This window comes from Psychrobacillus sp. L3 (assembly GCF_042945595.1).
GTDB lineage: Bacteria > Bacillota > Bacilli > Bacillales_A > Planococcaceae > Psychrobacillus.
The window spans coordinates 3,136,088-3,151,878 of record NZ_CP168493.1 but is presented as its reverse complement, the minus strand read 5'-3'; the positions used below and the strand labels follow the sequence as shown (position 1 = coordinate 3,151,878).

Genomic DNA, 15,791 nt, shown 5'->3' with positions numbered 1-15,791 from the left:
GGACAAAGGAGACTTATATGGACATCACTTTTAAAACACCAGCAGGAAGGTTTAATTATCGCGTAGCAGGATTGCTAATTCATGAAGGGAAATTGCTCATTATGCAAGATGAAAATCAACCCTACTATTATGTTCCGGGCGGTCGAGTTATGTTGCATGAAAAAAGTGAAGATGCGATGAAACGAGAAATAGTGGAAGAGCTCTCAATGGAAGTGAATATTAAGCGGATGCTATGGGTGAATGAAAACTTTTTTGTGGAAGATACATTGGATGAGCGATTTCATGAAATATGCTTTTTTTATTTATTGGCGCTAAAAGATAAAGAAATCCTGAAAAATGGCGATGAATTTGTTGTAAATGAAAATGGGAAAAAACATACCTATTATTGGAAAAGTTTCGATGAGTTGCAAGATATTAATGTGTATCCACTTTTTTTGAAAGAGAAGATAGCAGATTTGCCTTTTTATATAGAACATATTTCATAGATAGATAGCGATTAATGCGAGAGTCGATCAATCTTCCACATAGACGATGAAATGGCGAGCATTTAAATGAGACAGTATTAATCACCTTCAATTTGTTCATGCTAGAAAAAGAGGAGGTGTGATACTATGACTCAAGTTGTTCTTTGTGAAGTCAATAACTGTACGTATTGGGGATCTGGAAATAAATGCAGTGCAGACGCAATTTATGTAGTAAGTAGCAAGGGTAAACAAGCATCTAATAGTGAAGAAACAGATTGTAAAACATTTGAACCAGATGCTTAAACTGCTATGACCTAGAAAAAAGCTCATGGACATTATGTTCATGAGCTTTTTTAGAGGAATGCATTGTTAATAAGTAGTGATTTTGAAGAATTGCTGTAGAGCATAAATCCAGCGTTGCCACCATGTGAAACTATCTTGAAATTTGTCCAAATCCAAAGTGTACATAGCGTCTTCATTTTTCCAAAGACGTTCAAAATATTTTTCCATTTCAAGAACAAGTTTGCTATCGTTTGGTGCGATTACACGTAAATTATTTTCTAGATTATAATTATCTAACGTCCGTTCCGTATAATTAGCCGAGCCATTTGAAATGATCGTGTGTTTCTCCGTTTGAATCCATATAGCTTTCGTATGATACTGGCCGATAACAGTGTTGTACCATCGAACATGAATCTTTCCTTTCGTATCCTTCACCATCTTCTGAACAACAGGCCGATTCGGTATTCCTGATTTTTCTTGACCGAATGAGTTTTTATTTGGATCAAGTATGAGATTTACTTCTACACCACGATTTGCCGCATTAATGAATGCAGTAACTACATCAGGCTCCGCTACAAAGAACATGCCAAGCCAAATCTTATCCCCTTTTTTTGTCTTTGCCAAATCTTCGAGCAATGCATCTGAGATCTTTTTCTCCGTTAAGTATTGTACTGCGTATTGTCCGATTTCTTGATTTACCTTTACACGAGGAAGCTTGGGACCGCCCGAAAATAAAGAAACAGTTTCTTCCGATTTTAGGATATCATTCAATATCGAGCCCGTTACTTTCAAAGCAATATTTCCATGGTATCCGCTTGAATCATGAGGATTGGAAGATGTAACTAGCGCTTCCTTTTCCGTTACTACTGCTTTTCGATGGTTTGCTTTGACGTTGAGTAGAGTTAAATAGGAAGCGATGGTCATTTTCGGTGCATCACTTGCCATTGCATTATCAATCCAACCTTTTCCTCCCAAATCAAACCACTGAAAAAACATTCGGTATATACCTGAATAGATAGGTGTCGAATCACGCAAGGGATCTAAATCGGTATATACTATTTCTACTCCAGCTTCACGCATTTTCTTAAACCACTTATTTTCATATGACCCATATCCACGGTTTATTGGATCAGTTATAAAAACTACAGGCATATCAGGGTTCTCTTTCTTTTTCTTTGCTAAAGCTATTGAAAGTGTATCTGCAATATTGGGGAATTTTTTATCTCCGTCATAGTAACCATCAAATAAGAAAAAGTCGACAACTACAAATTCTTCAGCTTGGTTGATCATGTTATATACTTCATCAAAAATATGATTTTCATGAACCATATCTGTTCCTTTTCTGTCCTGTGAATACGTCAAGTCTGTGATAAACTCTACCTTATCAGTTTTATGTATCTTGCCCGCAAATGAAACACCATCCGGAAGAGGCTTATACGTGTTCCATAAAATCACTGCAATATAAATAAGTGCAAACACACCAATAACACCCATAATAATCCGCTTTCGCTTACTTCGTGGTTTATGAGTCTTCTTAGCCATATGTAGTTCCCCCTAGAAAAACTTGTTTATTATTGCTATTCCCTGACTTTATGAAATGCAAACAGAGCTATATATTATAAGAGTTTTGGGAGGATGATGGAGATGGAACTAATAGAAATACGAAGGAAAATTGGTTGAAGATAGTATTTTTAACGACAAATGAAAATGGGAGAACAACAATTGCAGAGAAGTTTGTTGCTTCCAATGCATTGTCAATCGTACAGTCTGTTTTTGAAACGGGATGGATTACGAAAGGAATTCAAGTGGGCGATAATATAGTAGGTTTTACGATGTATGGATATTGTGAAGATCTATCTAAATATGAGTTGTGCCGATTTATGATTGTTAAAGCATATTAAGGTTAGGGATATGGAAAAGCTGCTATTCCACTTAGATTAGATGAAATGAAAAAGATCGAAAAATGTGATGCAATTTATTTATCTACAGAGCCTGAAAATGAAAAAGCGAGAAAACTAGGATACGAAATGAATCTAAAATTATCGTATAGGAACAAAAATACATGTGTAATATTATATTAAGCGAAACTGTCTCAATGGCTAATATGCGATTGGAAAAGTTTCTGTTTCATTGACAACTTTTTTTATTCATGATAAAATTATCTCGAATTAAAGATATTTGAATTAAAGATAAATAGGAGGAATAATATATGAATCACTTAAAAGGTATGCACCATGTAACAGCGATTACAAGCAGTGCAGAAGAGAACTATAAATTTTTCACGTATATGTTAGGCATGCGTTTAGTAAAGAAAACAGTGAACCAAGATGATATCCAAACATATCACTTGTTTTTTGCCGATGATGTAGGTGGAGCAGGTACGGATATGACGTTCTTCGATTTTCCTGGAATTCAAAAAGGTACACATGGAACAAATGAAATTTATAAAACATCTTTCCGTGTTCCTAGTGATTCAGCATTAGATTATTGGGTAAACCGTTTTGATCGCTTGGAAGTCAAACATGCTGGTATTCAAGAACAATTTGGAACAAAGGTACTTTCTTTCGTCGATTTTGACGATCAACAATATCAATTGATTTCAGATGAAAAAAACGAGGGCGTTGTAACTGGAACACCATGGCAAAAGGGACCGATTCCTTTAGAGTATGCCATTACTGGCCTAGGTCCTATTCATATTCGAATTGCCGAGTTTGATTATTTAAAAGAAGTGATGGAAAAAGTTTTATTATTTAAAGAAATAGCTCAAGAAGGATCATTCCATTTGTTTGAGGTTGGAGAAGGTGGGAATGGCGCTCAAGTAATAGTGGAGAAAAATGTAATTCTTCCTCGGGGACAACAAGGATTCGGAACGGTTCACCATGCAGCATTCCGTGTGGAAGATCGAGCGGTTTTAGAAGAGTGGATTGAGCGTATGGCGAGTTTTGGATTCCAAACATCCGGTTTTGTGGATCGCTTTTTCTTCCAATCACTATATGCAAGAGTAGCACCAGGGATTCTATTCGAATTTGCAACGGATGGTCCTGGATTTATGGGAGACGAACCATATGAAACATTGGGAGAAAAGTTATCATTACCTCCATTTTTAGAACCAAAACGTACACAAATTGAAAGTTTAGTTCGCCCAATTGATACAGTAAGAAGCACAATTGAATTTGTAAAAGAATAATTAATAAACAAGCCCATTTCCGCTAAAGGAAGTGGGCTTGTTCTATTTATGTTTGTAAATAAATGGATGAGCGAGACTAAATAGCACAAACCCGAGACTGATTAGTCTATATCCGAGACCAAATTAACCAAATCTGAGTCAAGCAATAATGGGCAAGCGTTTCCACAGTAAATGGAGCAACTCCGAGTTTATCGAGACACAGATTCAAAACAATAGCCTTCGTTCGTTTAAAAAAGTTGCAGGGATGAACGCATAAAAGTTTACGAAAATCTATATTAATTAGAATCTAATATTTTCATTCTTCACAGACGTTACAAAATAACTATTTAGGGTATAAGGATTAAAAGGTGAATACACTAAAGTGAGGAGGAAAGTTTAGTTGATTCGATTTAATAAGGTCTCCAAAGTATTTAAGGATGGAACAGTAGCATTGAAAGATGTATCGCTAACCATTCCAGCCGAACAATTAGTAGTAATTATTGGTCCAAGTGGTTGTGGAAAAACAACTTTAATGAAAATGATTAACCGACTTGAAATTCCAACCTCTGGAGAAGTTTATGTGGATGGTAAAGCAGTATCCTCCCTAAATCCAGTGGAACTTCGAAAAACAATTGGTTACGTAATTCAGCAAATAGGCTTGTTTCCACATATGACAATTGAAAAGAACGCATCGCTTGTGCCAAATTTAAAGGGGTGGCCAAAAGAAAAAACAGCGAAGCGGATTCGTGAACTAATATTAATGGTTGGGTTGGATCCGAAGCAATATTTAGCTAAATATCCGCTGGAGCTAAGTGGTGGGCAACAACAACGTATTGGAGTGGTGAGGGCTTTAGCTGGCAACCCTGATATTGTACTAATGGATGAGCCGTTTAGTGCCCTTGATCCGATTAGTCGGGAGCAATTACAAGTGGAAATGAAACATTTACAGGAAAAGATAAATAAAACAATTATTTTTGTCACACATGATATGGATGAAGCATTAAAAATTGCAGACACAATTGTGGTTATGAGAAGTGGGAGAATAGAGCAAATAGGTACCCCAACCGAATTAATAGAAAATCCAATCAATGAATTTGTTAAAAACTTTATAGGGATAGAGCGTATCAATCGAAAGCGCCTGCTTGGAAAGCGTAAATTACAAGAGTTTATCTATTTCTTTCAACAAGAAAAACAAAGCCCGTGTTTAGAAGTGGAAGCAAGCATGTTACTAGAAGAAGCTATTGCTTTATTAGAAGAAAATGGGGCAAAATGTTTACTTGTAAAAAAGGTAAATGAAAAGTTAGGCTATGTCACTCAATCCGTCCTTCTCCGTGCGATGCTTGCAAAGGAAGAGGTGGTATAAGTGCAGAAGTTCTTTGAAACAATTCAAAGTAGATCCGATTTGATTCTAGAAGCATTTGTTCAACATATTTATTTATCTTTTATCGCACTTGCAGTAGGCATTGCCATCTCTCTTCCATTAGGTATTTTTGTTGCAAGGTATCGAAAGTTTGCGGAGCCAGTAATAGGAATCACAGCCATTTTTCAAACAATTCCTAGTTTAGCGTTATTCGGTTTTTTAGTTCCACTTATTGGGATTGGAGCAAAAACAGCATTAATTGCATTGATTATTTACGCACTTTTACCCATTTTGCGTAATACATACACTGGGATTACTAGTATAGATGGATCGATAATAGAAGCAGGGCGAGGGATGGGGATGACAAAAAGCCAATTACTCTGGCAAATTGAGTTTCCTCTTGCTTTACCTTTTATAATGGCTGGTATACGAACGGCCACTGTTTTAACGGTTGGAATTGCGACGCTTGCAACATTTGTTGGGGCAGGAGGCTTAGGGGATGTTATATACCGGGGTTTGCAGTCATATAATAACTCGCTCGTTTTAGCGGGAGCATTACCTGTAGCTTTATTAGCTATTTTGTTTGATTTTGTTTTGAAATTAATTGAGAAAAAGTCCACGCCAAGAGGGCTAAATACAGGAGGATGATGGGAAATGAAAAAGAAGTTAGTAGCGATTGGGATTGCAGCGTCTGTTTTATTAGGGGCTTGCTCTAGTTCGAATGAGGCACTTGTTATTAGTGGAAAGCCTTGGACAGAACAATATATACTACCACAAGTTTTAGGGCAATATATTGAAGCTAAGACAGATTATAAAGTGAAGTATAAGGAAGGTCTAGGGGAAGTAGCTATCATGACACCCGCTCTTAAAAAAGGAGATATAGACTTATATGTCGAGTATACAGGCACCGGATTAAAGGACGTTCTAAAAGAGAATTCAGAAGTTGGGGAAAGCTCGGGAAGTGTGTTGGACCGAGTGAAAAAAGGGTACGAAGAAAAATTTGAAGCCACTTGGTTAAGTCCACTTGGGTTTGAAAATACGTACACATTAGCTTATACGAAAGATAAAAACTATGATGCAAAAACATATTCGGATCTTGTCCAAGTCTCCAGAACAGGAAATATGGTATTTGGCGCACCGCATGCATTTTATGAACGTCAAGGAGATGGGTTTGATGATTTTATAAACTCCTATCCCTTTACATTCACAAAAACGGAAAGTCTCGATCCAAATGTAATGTATGAAGCATTAAAAAACGGGGATGTGGATGTTATTCCTGCATTCACAACAGATGGACGAATCGAACGTTTTGATCTTCAAACAACCACAGATGACTTAGGATTTTTTCCAAAGTATGATGCTGCTCCTGTCGTTCGATTACAAGCATTAAAAAAGTTTCCTAAGCTTGAAAATGTCTTAAATGAACTCGCAGGAAAAATCTCAGAAGAAGATATGTTAAAGATGAATGCACGTGTAGATATTGATGGAGATAAACCGGGAGACGTTGCGCATGATTTTTTAGTGGAAAAAGGACTAATTAATAAATAACTAAAAAAACACCCGATTCTAGTTTAAATAGAATCGGGTGCTTTTGGGTTAAATTAGAGCTTTAAAATTTAAGCGTTTATTTAAAGCGGTAATAACTGGAATACCTACTGCTAATACGGCGAATTCACCTGCTGCAACAGTTAACCATGTGTAAAGGAAAGGTGCGTCAAATGCAAGTTGTAATTCGAATGCAATGATAAACGTCATAACCGTAAAGATTAACGTATTAAATACCATATGTGGAATATGCCCTTTAATAAACTTCGATGCAAAAATAGTGATAGATAAAGAAATCACAGAATGTGCTACCCCAAAAATGAGGTCATATGCCGCCATTGGGGAGAAAATATTTGTTACAAATACACCTAGTACAATTCCGAAAAAGAACTTTTTATTGAAAACGACAAGGTGGTTAAACATTTCGGAAATACGAAATTGTACTGCTGTAAATCCAAAGGGTGCTACTAGTAACGATACAGCAACATATAAAGCAGCGATAATCCCGCTTGTTGCAAGAGTTTTTGTTTTCATTATTCATTTCTCCTTAGTTTTTTTACGTGGGAGGTTCTCGAACCACGTTATTTGTAATGCACAATTGCTAATTATATGTCACTAATAGTCAATTTGTCAAAAAAATTTTCCTTTGTTAACGACTATGTTAAAATAGGGTTCAGTTATGTAATCTATTTTATTGCTCATAAAAGACAAAGGGGAGATCTTCAGTGAAGTCAAATAAATACACACTTGATCGATTCGAAGATGGATTTGCGATATTTATGGATTATCCAAGTGAAACAGAAAAGCTACTTGTCCCTTTCTCAGAGATACATACACTCCTTAAAGAAGGAGATATCGTTTCGATCACAGTAATGGAAGATTCGTATCAAATTGACCAATTAGAAAACGAAACGATGAACCAAAGAGATAAAATTCAATCCTTATTGGAGCAATTGAAGAACAGTGAAAAATAGCATTTCTATCATTAAAAGTTTATAAAATTATCAAAAAAAACGTGACTAACATGAATGTTTCGAATTTCATGTTAGTTTTGGTGCCTGGCACTAGGTTAGAGGGATGTGTCCCGTAGGAAGTTTTTGACGATATGATGATCGGGTTCGTATGTTTTGAGTGCATACCCTTCTTTTTGTAGCCATTCGATGATTTGTGGTAGGGCTTTTGTTGTTTGGCTTCGATCGTGTAGCAGCACGATGATGTCTCGGTCTCCTGATTTGTAGGATTTTTCGATTCCGGCTTTTACGTTTTTCACGATTTGGTCTGCTTCTTTATCAGTGTATTTCCAGTCTTTTGAATCGACGTCCCAATCCCATAGTTTGTAGCCTTTTTTAATTAGTTCTGTTTGCATTGCTGCGGTAAGATCAGGTTTGCTGCCATATGGTGTACGGACTAGTTTTGCATCATTACCAGTCATTTGTTTGATAAGTTTTATACCTTCGTTCATTTCATTGATGAAGGACTTGGACGACTTGTAAACTTTCTCTTTGTCATGGGTCATGCTATGTGTTCCAATGTAGTGCCCATCTTTTACAACGGTATCGATAATGGATGCATTCTTTTTCATGTAATTTCCGACAAAGAAGAAAGTTCCCTGGACGTTATATTTTTTTAAAGTTGCATTGTTTATAGTCGTAAATTTATTTGGACCGTCGTCGAACGTTAAATAAATAGTTGCTTTCGCTTTTACTGCTGCTTCTAGTGGAGGAGGGATTTTTTGTTTATTTAAGACATGGTTTAAATAAATTTCATAGTCCTCATGAGACATATGTCCATAGTCATCTCTATATATTCGCTGTGTTTTCTGTCTTTGAAAGTAATGTACTTTATAACCCATTTCTGTTGCGATATAGTTAACACTGATGAAAAGTTTTCCATTCACTTTAACGATCGGAAAAGAGCTATGCGGTGCTCCATTTTTAGCTGTTATTTTCGAGCTTTCATTATAACTAATTTCAATTCCATTTTTCCGAATATAGGTAATACCTTTATCTTGTTCAAATGGAATATCTAAAAATGCAGCAATTTCTTCAAGTGGAACTTTCGTATCTTCATTAATTACTTTGATGTCACTAAAATCGAGCAATTGATCGCTGAGTCCTACGTGATAAGTGATAGCCGTTTTTGCTTGGGCAATGGTTGTACAAACAATAAAAAACACTAAAAATGCAGCGCAAATGATAGAAAATTTTCTAATAGCATTTACCACCCGTATATTATTTAGATTCTCACCTTGTAGTATATGTATATTGCAAACAACTTATGAAAAATCTTGTCGTGGGAGGAATTTTAATGGAAACTGAATTGTTAAAGGTATTTGATGGAGATAGAAATGAAATAGGTGTTGCAACCCGGGAGGAAGTACATAAATTAGGATTATGGCATGAAACATTTCACTGTTGGTGCATTAGTAAAGAAAAAGGAAAAAATTATATCTATTTGCAAATTAGAAGTGAATCGAAAAAAGATTATCCGGGATTGTTGGATATCACGGCTGCTGGGCATTTACTAGCTAATGAGACAGTACGAGATGGAATTAGAGAAGTGGAAGAAGAACTTGGAATAAGCGTTTCTTTTGAGGAGCTACTTTCTCTAGGAATAATAGATTACTCTGTCACATCTGGAAACCTTATTGATAAGGAGCTAGCGAATGTTTTCCTATACGATTGCTCTTTAAGTTTTGATGATTTTGCCCTTCAAGTAGAAGAAGTTTCTGGAATTGTTCGAGTAGAGCTTAAGCACTTTGAGGCGCTTTGGTTAGGAGAATTAGAAGAATTACATGCAGAAGGATTTGAAGTGATTTCAACAGGAAATAGAGTTTCTATTAAAAAGAAGGTTACAACGAATAACTTTGTTCCTCATGAAAAATCGTATTATGAAGCTATTATCCATGGAATCTTTGAATACTTTGGTTAATAGCTTTTCTATTTATCATTTTTTATTACGACATAATTCTACAAATTACTACTTAATTCGAAAAATTATGATTTTCCCATTGCTTAGTTCTAAAGGAATAGTTATTATGAAATGAGACGATAGTATTATTATATTAAGAATTTCATATTATATAAATATAATGTCATATTTTTGTAAGTTAATTGCTTGGGAAAATGTACTTGTATCATTTAAATGTTTAGAAAGAGGGGGAAATGAAATGAAAAATATGAAGATTGGGATGAAGCTATTAATACTCATTATTGCAAACATAGTTTTTCTAGCAGCGGTTAGTGTTGCAGGATTTACTTATATGAAAACAATGGCTAATAATAGTGAAGATATGTACCATAACCGGCTAATACCTATTAAAGATCTTATATTAATACGAAACTATAACCGTACTATGGAATCATACGCTTTGGAACTGATGATTACGGATGATAAGTCTATGAAAGCTGATTTACAAAATAAACTAGATGAAGTCATAACCCAAAACAAACAAACGCTAAAAGAATACTTTGAAACTGGTCTCGATAGTTTCGAAAAGGAAAAATACGAACCTTTAATGTATAACTTTAATGTATATGAAAAAGAACTTGCTTATGTAATTGATCTAGCAAATAAAGGTCAGAAACAAGAAGCGTATAATTATTATGTGGCGAAAGTAAAAGAAGTGAGAAAAGTGATATCGGACAATTCTAAGGAACTTAGTGAGTACAATATAAAAATAGCTGATCAATTAAGTAGTACGAATAAGAAATCGCAACAACAAGCAAAAAAGATAATGATTACATTAGCAATATTCGCAATTATTATCTCTATAGGTATAGGTATTTATATTTCTCGTATAATTACAAAACCAATTACATCGATGCAACAGCTTATGAGAAAAGCTGAGAATGGTGATTTTACCATTCGTGGAGATTACAAATCTAGAGATGAAGTAGGTATGTTATCTTCTTCTTTCAACTCAATGCTTATTGGGTTGCAAAATTTGATCGGACAAGTTGCTCAAACGTCTCAACAAGTCGCAGCTTCTTCGGAAGAATTGACTGCTGGAGCCGAGATGACGAACAAAGCGACGGAGCATATTGCAAATATTGCCCAAGAGTTAGTGCTTGGGTCAGACCAGCAAATGACGAGTGTTTCAGAAACAACTTCTTCCATAAACGAGATGTCTTTAGGTGTTAATCAAATCTCTACAACAGTGCAACATGTTACAGAAATAGCGGATGAAACTACTGAAAGAGCACGTGAAGGAAATGAAACAATTGAAAATGCAATTGAGCAAATCAATTCGATCAGTGAAACTGTAAAGGGACTCGGTAAATTGATCGTAAACCTTGGAAATCGTTCAACTGAAATAGGCTCTATTATTGGAGTCATTACCGATATATCTGCACAAACAAATTTACTAGCTTTAAATGCGGCAATTGAGGCAGCAAGAGCAGGAGAAGAAGGTAGAGGATTTGCAGTTGTTGCAGACGAGGTAAGAAAACTAGCGGAACTATCTTCCAATTCAGCTAATAAAATTGCTGAACTTATCACTGCAATACAACAAGAGACGCAATTTGCAGTGAAATCAATGGATAAGGCAACAGAAGAAGTTCAGCAAGGAATTCTAACTGTAAATAATGCTGGTACTTCATTTGGACAAATTGAAAAGTCTGTGCAGGAACTTACGAATGATATGCACGAAGTTTCTTCTGCTGTGCAGCAAATGGCAGCAAGTACAGAGCAAGTATTAAGTTCAGTTAATCTTGTCCATAAAGTAGCTACGGCTACTATGGCGGGCACAGAAGAAGTATCATCAGCTACTGAAGAACAACTTGCATCGATGCAAGAAGTTGCAGCATCGTCCAACGCGCTGTCAAAAATGGCGGAAGAACTGCAATCACTTATTTCTAAATTTAAAGTGTAAGATAGAAACACTCATACCTCCACTAAATAAATGTGGAGCGTATTGGGTGTTTTTTATAAGAATGCTTTCTATAAGCGTTATTAATAGGAGAAGAAAAAAACCAACTTTCTCAGTAGAAAGTTGGTTGATCTTTTTTTATTCAAGGATTTTTATAGTTACTGTTTTACGTCCCCATTTATATGCGTCGCTTGTGGAAGAGAAAAATACGTCAATTTTGTTCCCTTTAATGGCGTTTCCTGTGTCAGCTGCGATGGCATAACCATAACCTTCTACAAAAACTTTTGTCCCAAGTTTAATAACATCTGGATCGACAGCAATTACTTTTACGTCTGGATTTCTTTTTAAGTTAATACCTGTACTTGTCACTCCTGAGCAACCATTACAATTTGCAGTGAATGCACTTGCTGAAACTACTATTTCTTTCACTACTTTATCTTCCGAGTTAGAGCGCGAAGGATTTTTAGTTTTTGTTGTTTTTTTATTAGAGGCAACTACTAATTTTTGATTTGGTTGAATATTATCTGATTTCAAGTTGTTCCAAGATTTTAAGTTGGTAATAGACACTTTTTGCGATTTTGCAATTTTATATAATGTGTCCCCTTTTTGTACTGTGTATTGTGAAGATGCGGCTAAGCTTGTATTTGCCCCGCTAACCAATAATGCAATTATGATGATGAGTGTTCCAAGAACTTTTCTCAAATACTCTACTCCTTGCTTTTTAGTCTAGGTTCATATTAGCAGAATTTTATTACAGGAATATTACGGCAGTTTACCAAAAGCATTACAAAATTGATTATCAATATTACAGTATGAAAGTAATGTATAATGGAAAAGATGCTTATTTTTTATCGGGAAGGGATACTATATGAAATTTTTAAAATGGTTTTTAGTACTAGGTAGTATGTTATTGTTGCCCTGGATTGTATGGCTTCTTTCGGATGAAAAGCAGCTTCATGTTGCTGTTCTAAACAAAACAGTGCCCGAAGGCGATATTAGCGGTCACCAAGGATTCTATTGGTTATTAAATTATATGAAAATAAAAGATAACACGAACAAGTCGTACAATTCCAAACAAGACTTTTTTGGTTTATCTTTTGCAAATGGTACATATAAGGAAGAAAAGTTACCTTCTGATTTATCAGATTTTGACTTAATAAATGTAATAGATACATATGGTGTAGACAAAGAGAATGTATCAAGTGGGATGACTGATGAAGAGTGGACATCTATACAATCTTCTAATGAAGACAATGATACAACGCTCGTGATGGAATATAATTCAGTGTCCGCTCCGACGAATGATCGAGTAAGGGAAAAAGCGACAAAATATTTAGGTGTAAAACAAACAGGATGGATTGCAAAATATACTACTTCATTGGCAAAAAAGGATGGGGAAGTTCCCACTTGGGTATTAAATGATTATAAAAATACCCATAATTCAGAATGGACATTCGAAGGTGAAGGGATAATTTTTCATCAAGAGCTTACAGGGAAAGTAGAAGTACTTTCAGTTAATGCTGGAACACTTAATGAACAAGGATTACATTTCCACATGACAAATTTAGGGAAAAAATATTTTTCTTTCAGTAAAAATCATGTATACACCGACTGGTTTGATATAGTTGTTCCAATAGATGGTGCAGATGTACTTGCAGAGTTTAAATTAGATACGACTAGTGAAGGTGAAAAAATTATTCAGAAAATTGGTCTCCTTTCTGAAGTGCCGGCAATCGTAAGAAAAAAACAAACGCTAGCAAATAGTTATTATTTTACCGGTAGTTTTAGCAATGTTGAAAAGGTTCCAAGTCTTTATCAATATAAAGGGTTTACGAAAGTAAGAGAATGGTCGACGATTGACTTTTTGTTTCCTGGTGATAGTTTCTATTGGCAAGTATATGTTCCAATTATGAAATCAATTCTTCTTGAGGTAGAAACTAATATTGGAAAAAGGGAGCAAAAGGACAAAGTCATTGCTACATTAAAGACCAAAGAAGGATTAATGTATAATACACGAATCAATGAAAATAGATTTGAAGTGTATCGAAATAACAAATGGGAAAGTATTACGATAAAAGGAGTAAATCTTGGCATGGGTAAACCAGGGGCATTTCCTGGAGAAGCTGCAATTAGTCGTGAAGAATATGCACGATGGTTTGAATATATTGGAAAGATGAATGCGAATGCGATCCGTGTTTATACCCTTCATCCACCTGCATTTTACAAAGCACTTAAGCATTACAATGAGACACATAAAAATCCAATATATGTCTTTCATGGAGTGTGGATTGATGAGGCCCCATTAGAGGAAACATTAGACGCATATACACCAGCAATCACAAAGGAATTTCAACACGAATATAAACAAATGGTGGATGTTATTCATGGAAATGCAGAAGTACCAACAAAAGTCGGTCATGCGCACGGAACTTATGACACGGACATTTCTCCTTATGTCATTGGCTGGATGATTGGAATTGAATGGTATCCAATTATGGTGGATAATATGAAAACCAAATATGCAAATCTTACTCAGTATAAAGGCAACTATATAGAAACGAGTGAGGCAGAAGGATTTGAAATTTGGTTAGCAGAACAAATGGATACGTTAATGACTTATGAAGCTCAACAGTATAAATGGACACGTCCGATGAGTTTTACGAATTGGGTATCCACTGATAATTTAGACCAACCAGCAGAACCTTTAGAGCAAGAAGATTTGGCTTCCGTTGACCCAAATCATATGCATATAAAAGAGGGATTGGATTTGCCGGGCTTATTTGCTTCTTACCATGTCTATCCTTATTATCCAGACTTCTTAAATCTAGATGAAAAATATACAAAATACATTGACCAACGCGGAAATAAAAACAACTATGCAGGTTATTTACATGACTTAAGAGCACATCATTCAATGCCTATCCTTATAGCGGAATTTGGTATTCCAGCTTCCCGAGGTATTACACATTTAAATCAGTTTGGTTGGAATCAGGGAGGACATTCGGAAAAGGAACAAGGCGAAATTTTAGCTTCCCTTTATGAAGATATATTAGCTGAAGATATGATGGGAGGACTAGTATTTAGTTGGCAAGATGAATGGTTTAAGCGTACGTGGAATACGACGGACTTGGATGATCCAGATCGACGTCCTTTTTGGTCAAATCTACAAACAAACGAACAGAATTTTGGATTATTAAGCTTTAACACGCTAAAAATAAAACTAGATGGAAAAGTTAATGATTGGAAAGGGATAGATCCGATCTATCAATCGACAGACGGCCCAATTCAATCTGTTTATATAACAAACGATGAAGCATATTTATATGTACGAATAGACAAAAAATCTAGTAATAAGGGCGAAGATTGGTTTAAAAACAATAAAGTAAATATATTGTTTGATGTATCACCAAATAGTGGTGCAAGTACTGTAAATGAAAATCCACTTATTCAAACAGACCGTCCTGTGATCGACTTTTGGGCAAACATAAAAGATAAGACTAAAGCTAATTTATTTGTAAATTCGTATTATGATGCTTATTTGTATCAGTACGGACATGTACTAAATTTGTTACCTGGAAAAGAATCAATTCCAACGACAAGTTCTGGTGTCTTTAATCCAATTAGATATGCGTTAAATAAAGGAGTAGTTAGACCTGATACCGGGCAAAAGATTCCATTTGAAGGATATGAAACGGGGAAATTAGTTTTTGGGAATGGGAATCCGAAAGATTCAAATTATAACTCCCTTTCAGATTATTTTGCAGATGAAAAGTCAGGAGTTTTCGAAATGCGTATTCCTTGGTTACTGCTAAACATAAAGGATCCTAGTAGTAAAGAGGTCTTGCCAGATATGTACAAAGATGGTTTGGAAGGAAATGTGGAAGTAAAAGATATTGGAGTAGCCTTTGTTTTTGAAAGCGAAGAAGGTGTAACGTCATTTCCAGATAGAAAAAACAATAAAATAGAGACAGATAAGATCGCCAGATACAATTGGGAAAAATGGACAAGTCCTTATTCTAAAGAGCGATTAAAACAATCTTACTTTATATTACAACAAGAATTTAAAATGATTAAATAGAAAAACGTCCAGTCGGTATCGAGACC

General features: G+C 35.4%; 15 protein-coding genes and 1 riboswitch. Of the genes, 11 read left to right on the top strand and 4 right to left on the bottom strand.

Translation table 11 applies throughout. From position 1 onward, the window contains the following. Positions 1–17: 17 nt before the first annotated feature. Together ACEPXD_RS15825 and ACEPXD_RS15820 are read left to right on the top strand one after the other, a co-directional pair. Positions 18–485 (top strand): NUDIX hydrolase, encoded by a 468-nt coding sequence (locus ACEPXD_RS15825; protein WP_391117450.1) that lies wholly within the window; start codon positions 18–20, stop codon positions 483–485. Positions 486–611: 126 nt separating this feature from the next. Continuing rightward, positions 612–767 (top strand): DUF1540 domain-containing protein, encoded by a 156-nt coding sequence (locus ACEPXD_RS15820; RefSeq protein ID WP_391117448.1) that lies wholly within the window; start codon positions 612–614, stop codon positions 765–767. A 66-nt stretch (positions 768–833) separates the two neighbouring features. On the opposite strand, the gene ACEPXD_RS15815 is transcribed toward ACEPXD_RS15820, so the two are convergent. Continuing rightward, on the bottom strand, positions 834–2,288 hold the full coding sequence (locus ACEPXD_RS15815; RefSeq protein WP_391117446.1) for a phospholipase D family protein: 1,455 nt from the start codon (positions 2,286–2,288) through the stop codon (positions 834–836). A gap of 134 nt (positions 2,289–2,422) precedes the next feature. Here ACEPXD_RS15815 and ACEPXD_RS15810 point away from each other — a divergent pair, with 134 nt between their 5' ends. The 5 genes from ACEPXD_RS15810 to ACEPXD_RS15790 all read left to right on the top strand — a co-directional run bounded on the left by ACEPXD_RS15810 (position 2,423) and on the right by ACEPXD_RS15790 (position 6,820). Continuing rightward, positions 2,423–2,647, top strand: coding sequence for a hypothetical protein (locus ACEPXD_RS15810; RefSeq protein ID WP_391117444.1), 225 nt, complete (start codon positions 2,423–2,425; stop codon positions 2,645–2,647). Positions 2,648–2,955: 308 nt separating this feature from the next. Then, a complete protein-coding gene (locus ACEPXD_RS15805; protein ID WP_391117442.1) occupies positions 2,956–3,933 on the top strand; it encodes a ring-cleaving dioxygenase in 978 nt (325 codons plus the stop codon). Positions 3,934–4,312: 379 nt separating this feature from the next. Continuing rightward, complete coding sequence (locus tag ACEPXD_RS15800; RefSeq protein ID WP_391117440.1) at positions 4,313–5,275, top strand: ABC transporter ATP-binding protein; 963 nt, start codon at positions 4,313–4,315, stop codon at positions 5,273–5,275. Next, positions 5,276–5,920, top strand: a complete 645-nt coding sequence (locus ACEPXD_RS15795; RefSeq protein WP_391117438.1) for an ABC transporter permease — start codon at positions 5,276–5,278, stop codon at positions 5,918–5,920. 6 nt (positions 5,921–5,926) lie between these two features. Further along, the gene (locus tag ACEPXD_RS15790) at positions 5,927–6,820 is read left to right on the top strand and encodes a glycine betaine ABC transporter substrate-binding protein (RefSeq protein ID WP_391117436.1); all 894 of its coding nucleotides are present in this window, start codon (positions 5,927–5,929) and stop codon (positions 6,818–6,820) included. Between the two features lie 48 nt (positions 6,821–6,868). On the opposite strand, the gene ACEPXD_RS15785 is transcribed toward ACEPXD_RS15790, so the two are convergent. After that, complete coding sequence (locus ACEPXD_RS15785; RefSeq protein ID WP_391117434.1) at positions 6,869–7,351, bottom strand: QueT transporter family protein; 483 nt, start codon at positions 7,349–7,351, stop codon at positions 6,869–6,871. 7 nt (positions 7,352–7,358) lie between these two features. Next, positions 7,359–7,403, bottom strand: a riboswitch (PreQ1 riboswitch). A 139-nt stretch (positions 7,404–7,542) separates the two neighbouring features. Between ACEPXD_RS15785 and ACEPXD_RS15780 the strand changes: the two genes are divergently transcribed. Further along, entirely contained in the window at positions 7,543–7,791 is a 249-nt protein-coding gene (locus ACEPXD_RS15780) for a DUF3006 domain-containing protein (protein WP_391117432.1), read from the top strand. Between the two features lie 95 nt (positions 7,792–7,886). Here ACEPXD_RS15780 and ACEPXD_RS15775 read toward each other — a convergent pair whose 3' ends face one another. Further along, the gene (locus ACEPXD_RS15775) at positions 7,887–8,993 is read right to left on the bottom strand and encodes a polysaccharide deacetylase family protein (protein WP_391117430.1); all 1,107 of its coding nucleotides are present in this window, start codon (positions 8,991–8,993) and stop codon (positions 7,887–7,889) included. Positions 8,994–9,124: 131 nt separating this feature from the next. On the opposite strand from ACEPXD_RS15775, the gene ACEPXD_RS15770 reads away from it, so the two are divergent. Both ACEPXD_RS15770 and ACEPXD_RS15765 read left to right on the top strand, forming a co-directional pair. Beyond that, the gene (locus tag ACEPXD_RS15770; RefSeq protein WP_391117428.1) at positions 9,125–9,748 is read left to right on the top strand and encodes an NUDIX hydrolase; all 624 of its coding nucleotides are present in this window, start codon (positions 9,125–9,127) and stop codon (positions 9,746–9,748) included. A gap of 238 nt (positions 9,749–9,986) precedes the next feature. Beyond that, entirely contained in the window at positions 9,987–11,690 is a 1,704-nt protein-coding gene (locus tag ACEPXD_RS15765; RefSeq protein WP_391117426.1) for a methyl-accepting chemotaxis protein, read from the top strand. A 135-nt stretch (positions 11,691–11,825) separates the two neighbouring features. Here ACEPXD_RS15765 and ACEPXD_RS15760 read toward each other — a convergent pair whose 3' ends face one another. Beyond that, on the bottom strand, positions 11,826–12,389 hold the full coding sequence (locus ACEPXD_RS15760; RefSeq protein WP_391117425.1) for a 3D domain-containing protein: 564 nt from the start codon (positions 12,387–12,389) through the stop codon (positions 11,826–11,828). 166 nt (positions 12,390–12,555) lie between these two features. On the opposite strand from ACEPXD_RS15760, the gene ACEPXD_RS15755 reads away from it, so the two are divergent. Further along, positions 12,556–15,765: a hypothetical protein gene (locus ACEPXD_RS15755; protein ID WP_391117424.1), complete on the top strand. Its 3,210-nt coding sequence runs from the start codon at positions 12,556–12,558 to the stop codon at positions 15,763–15,765. Positions 15,766–15,791 lie beyond the last annotated feature (26 nt).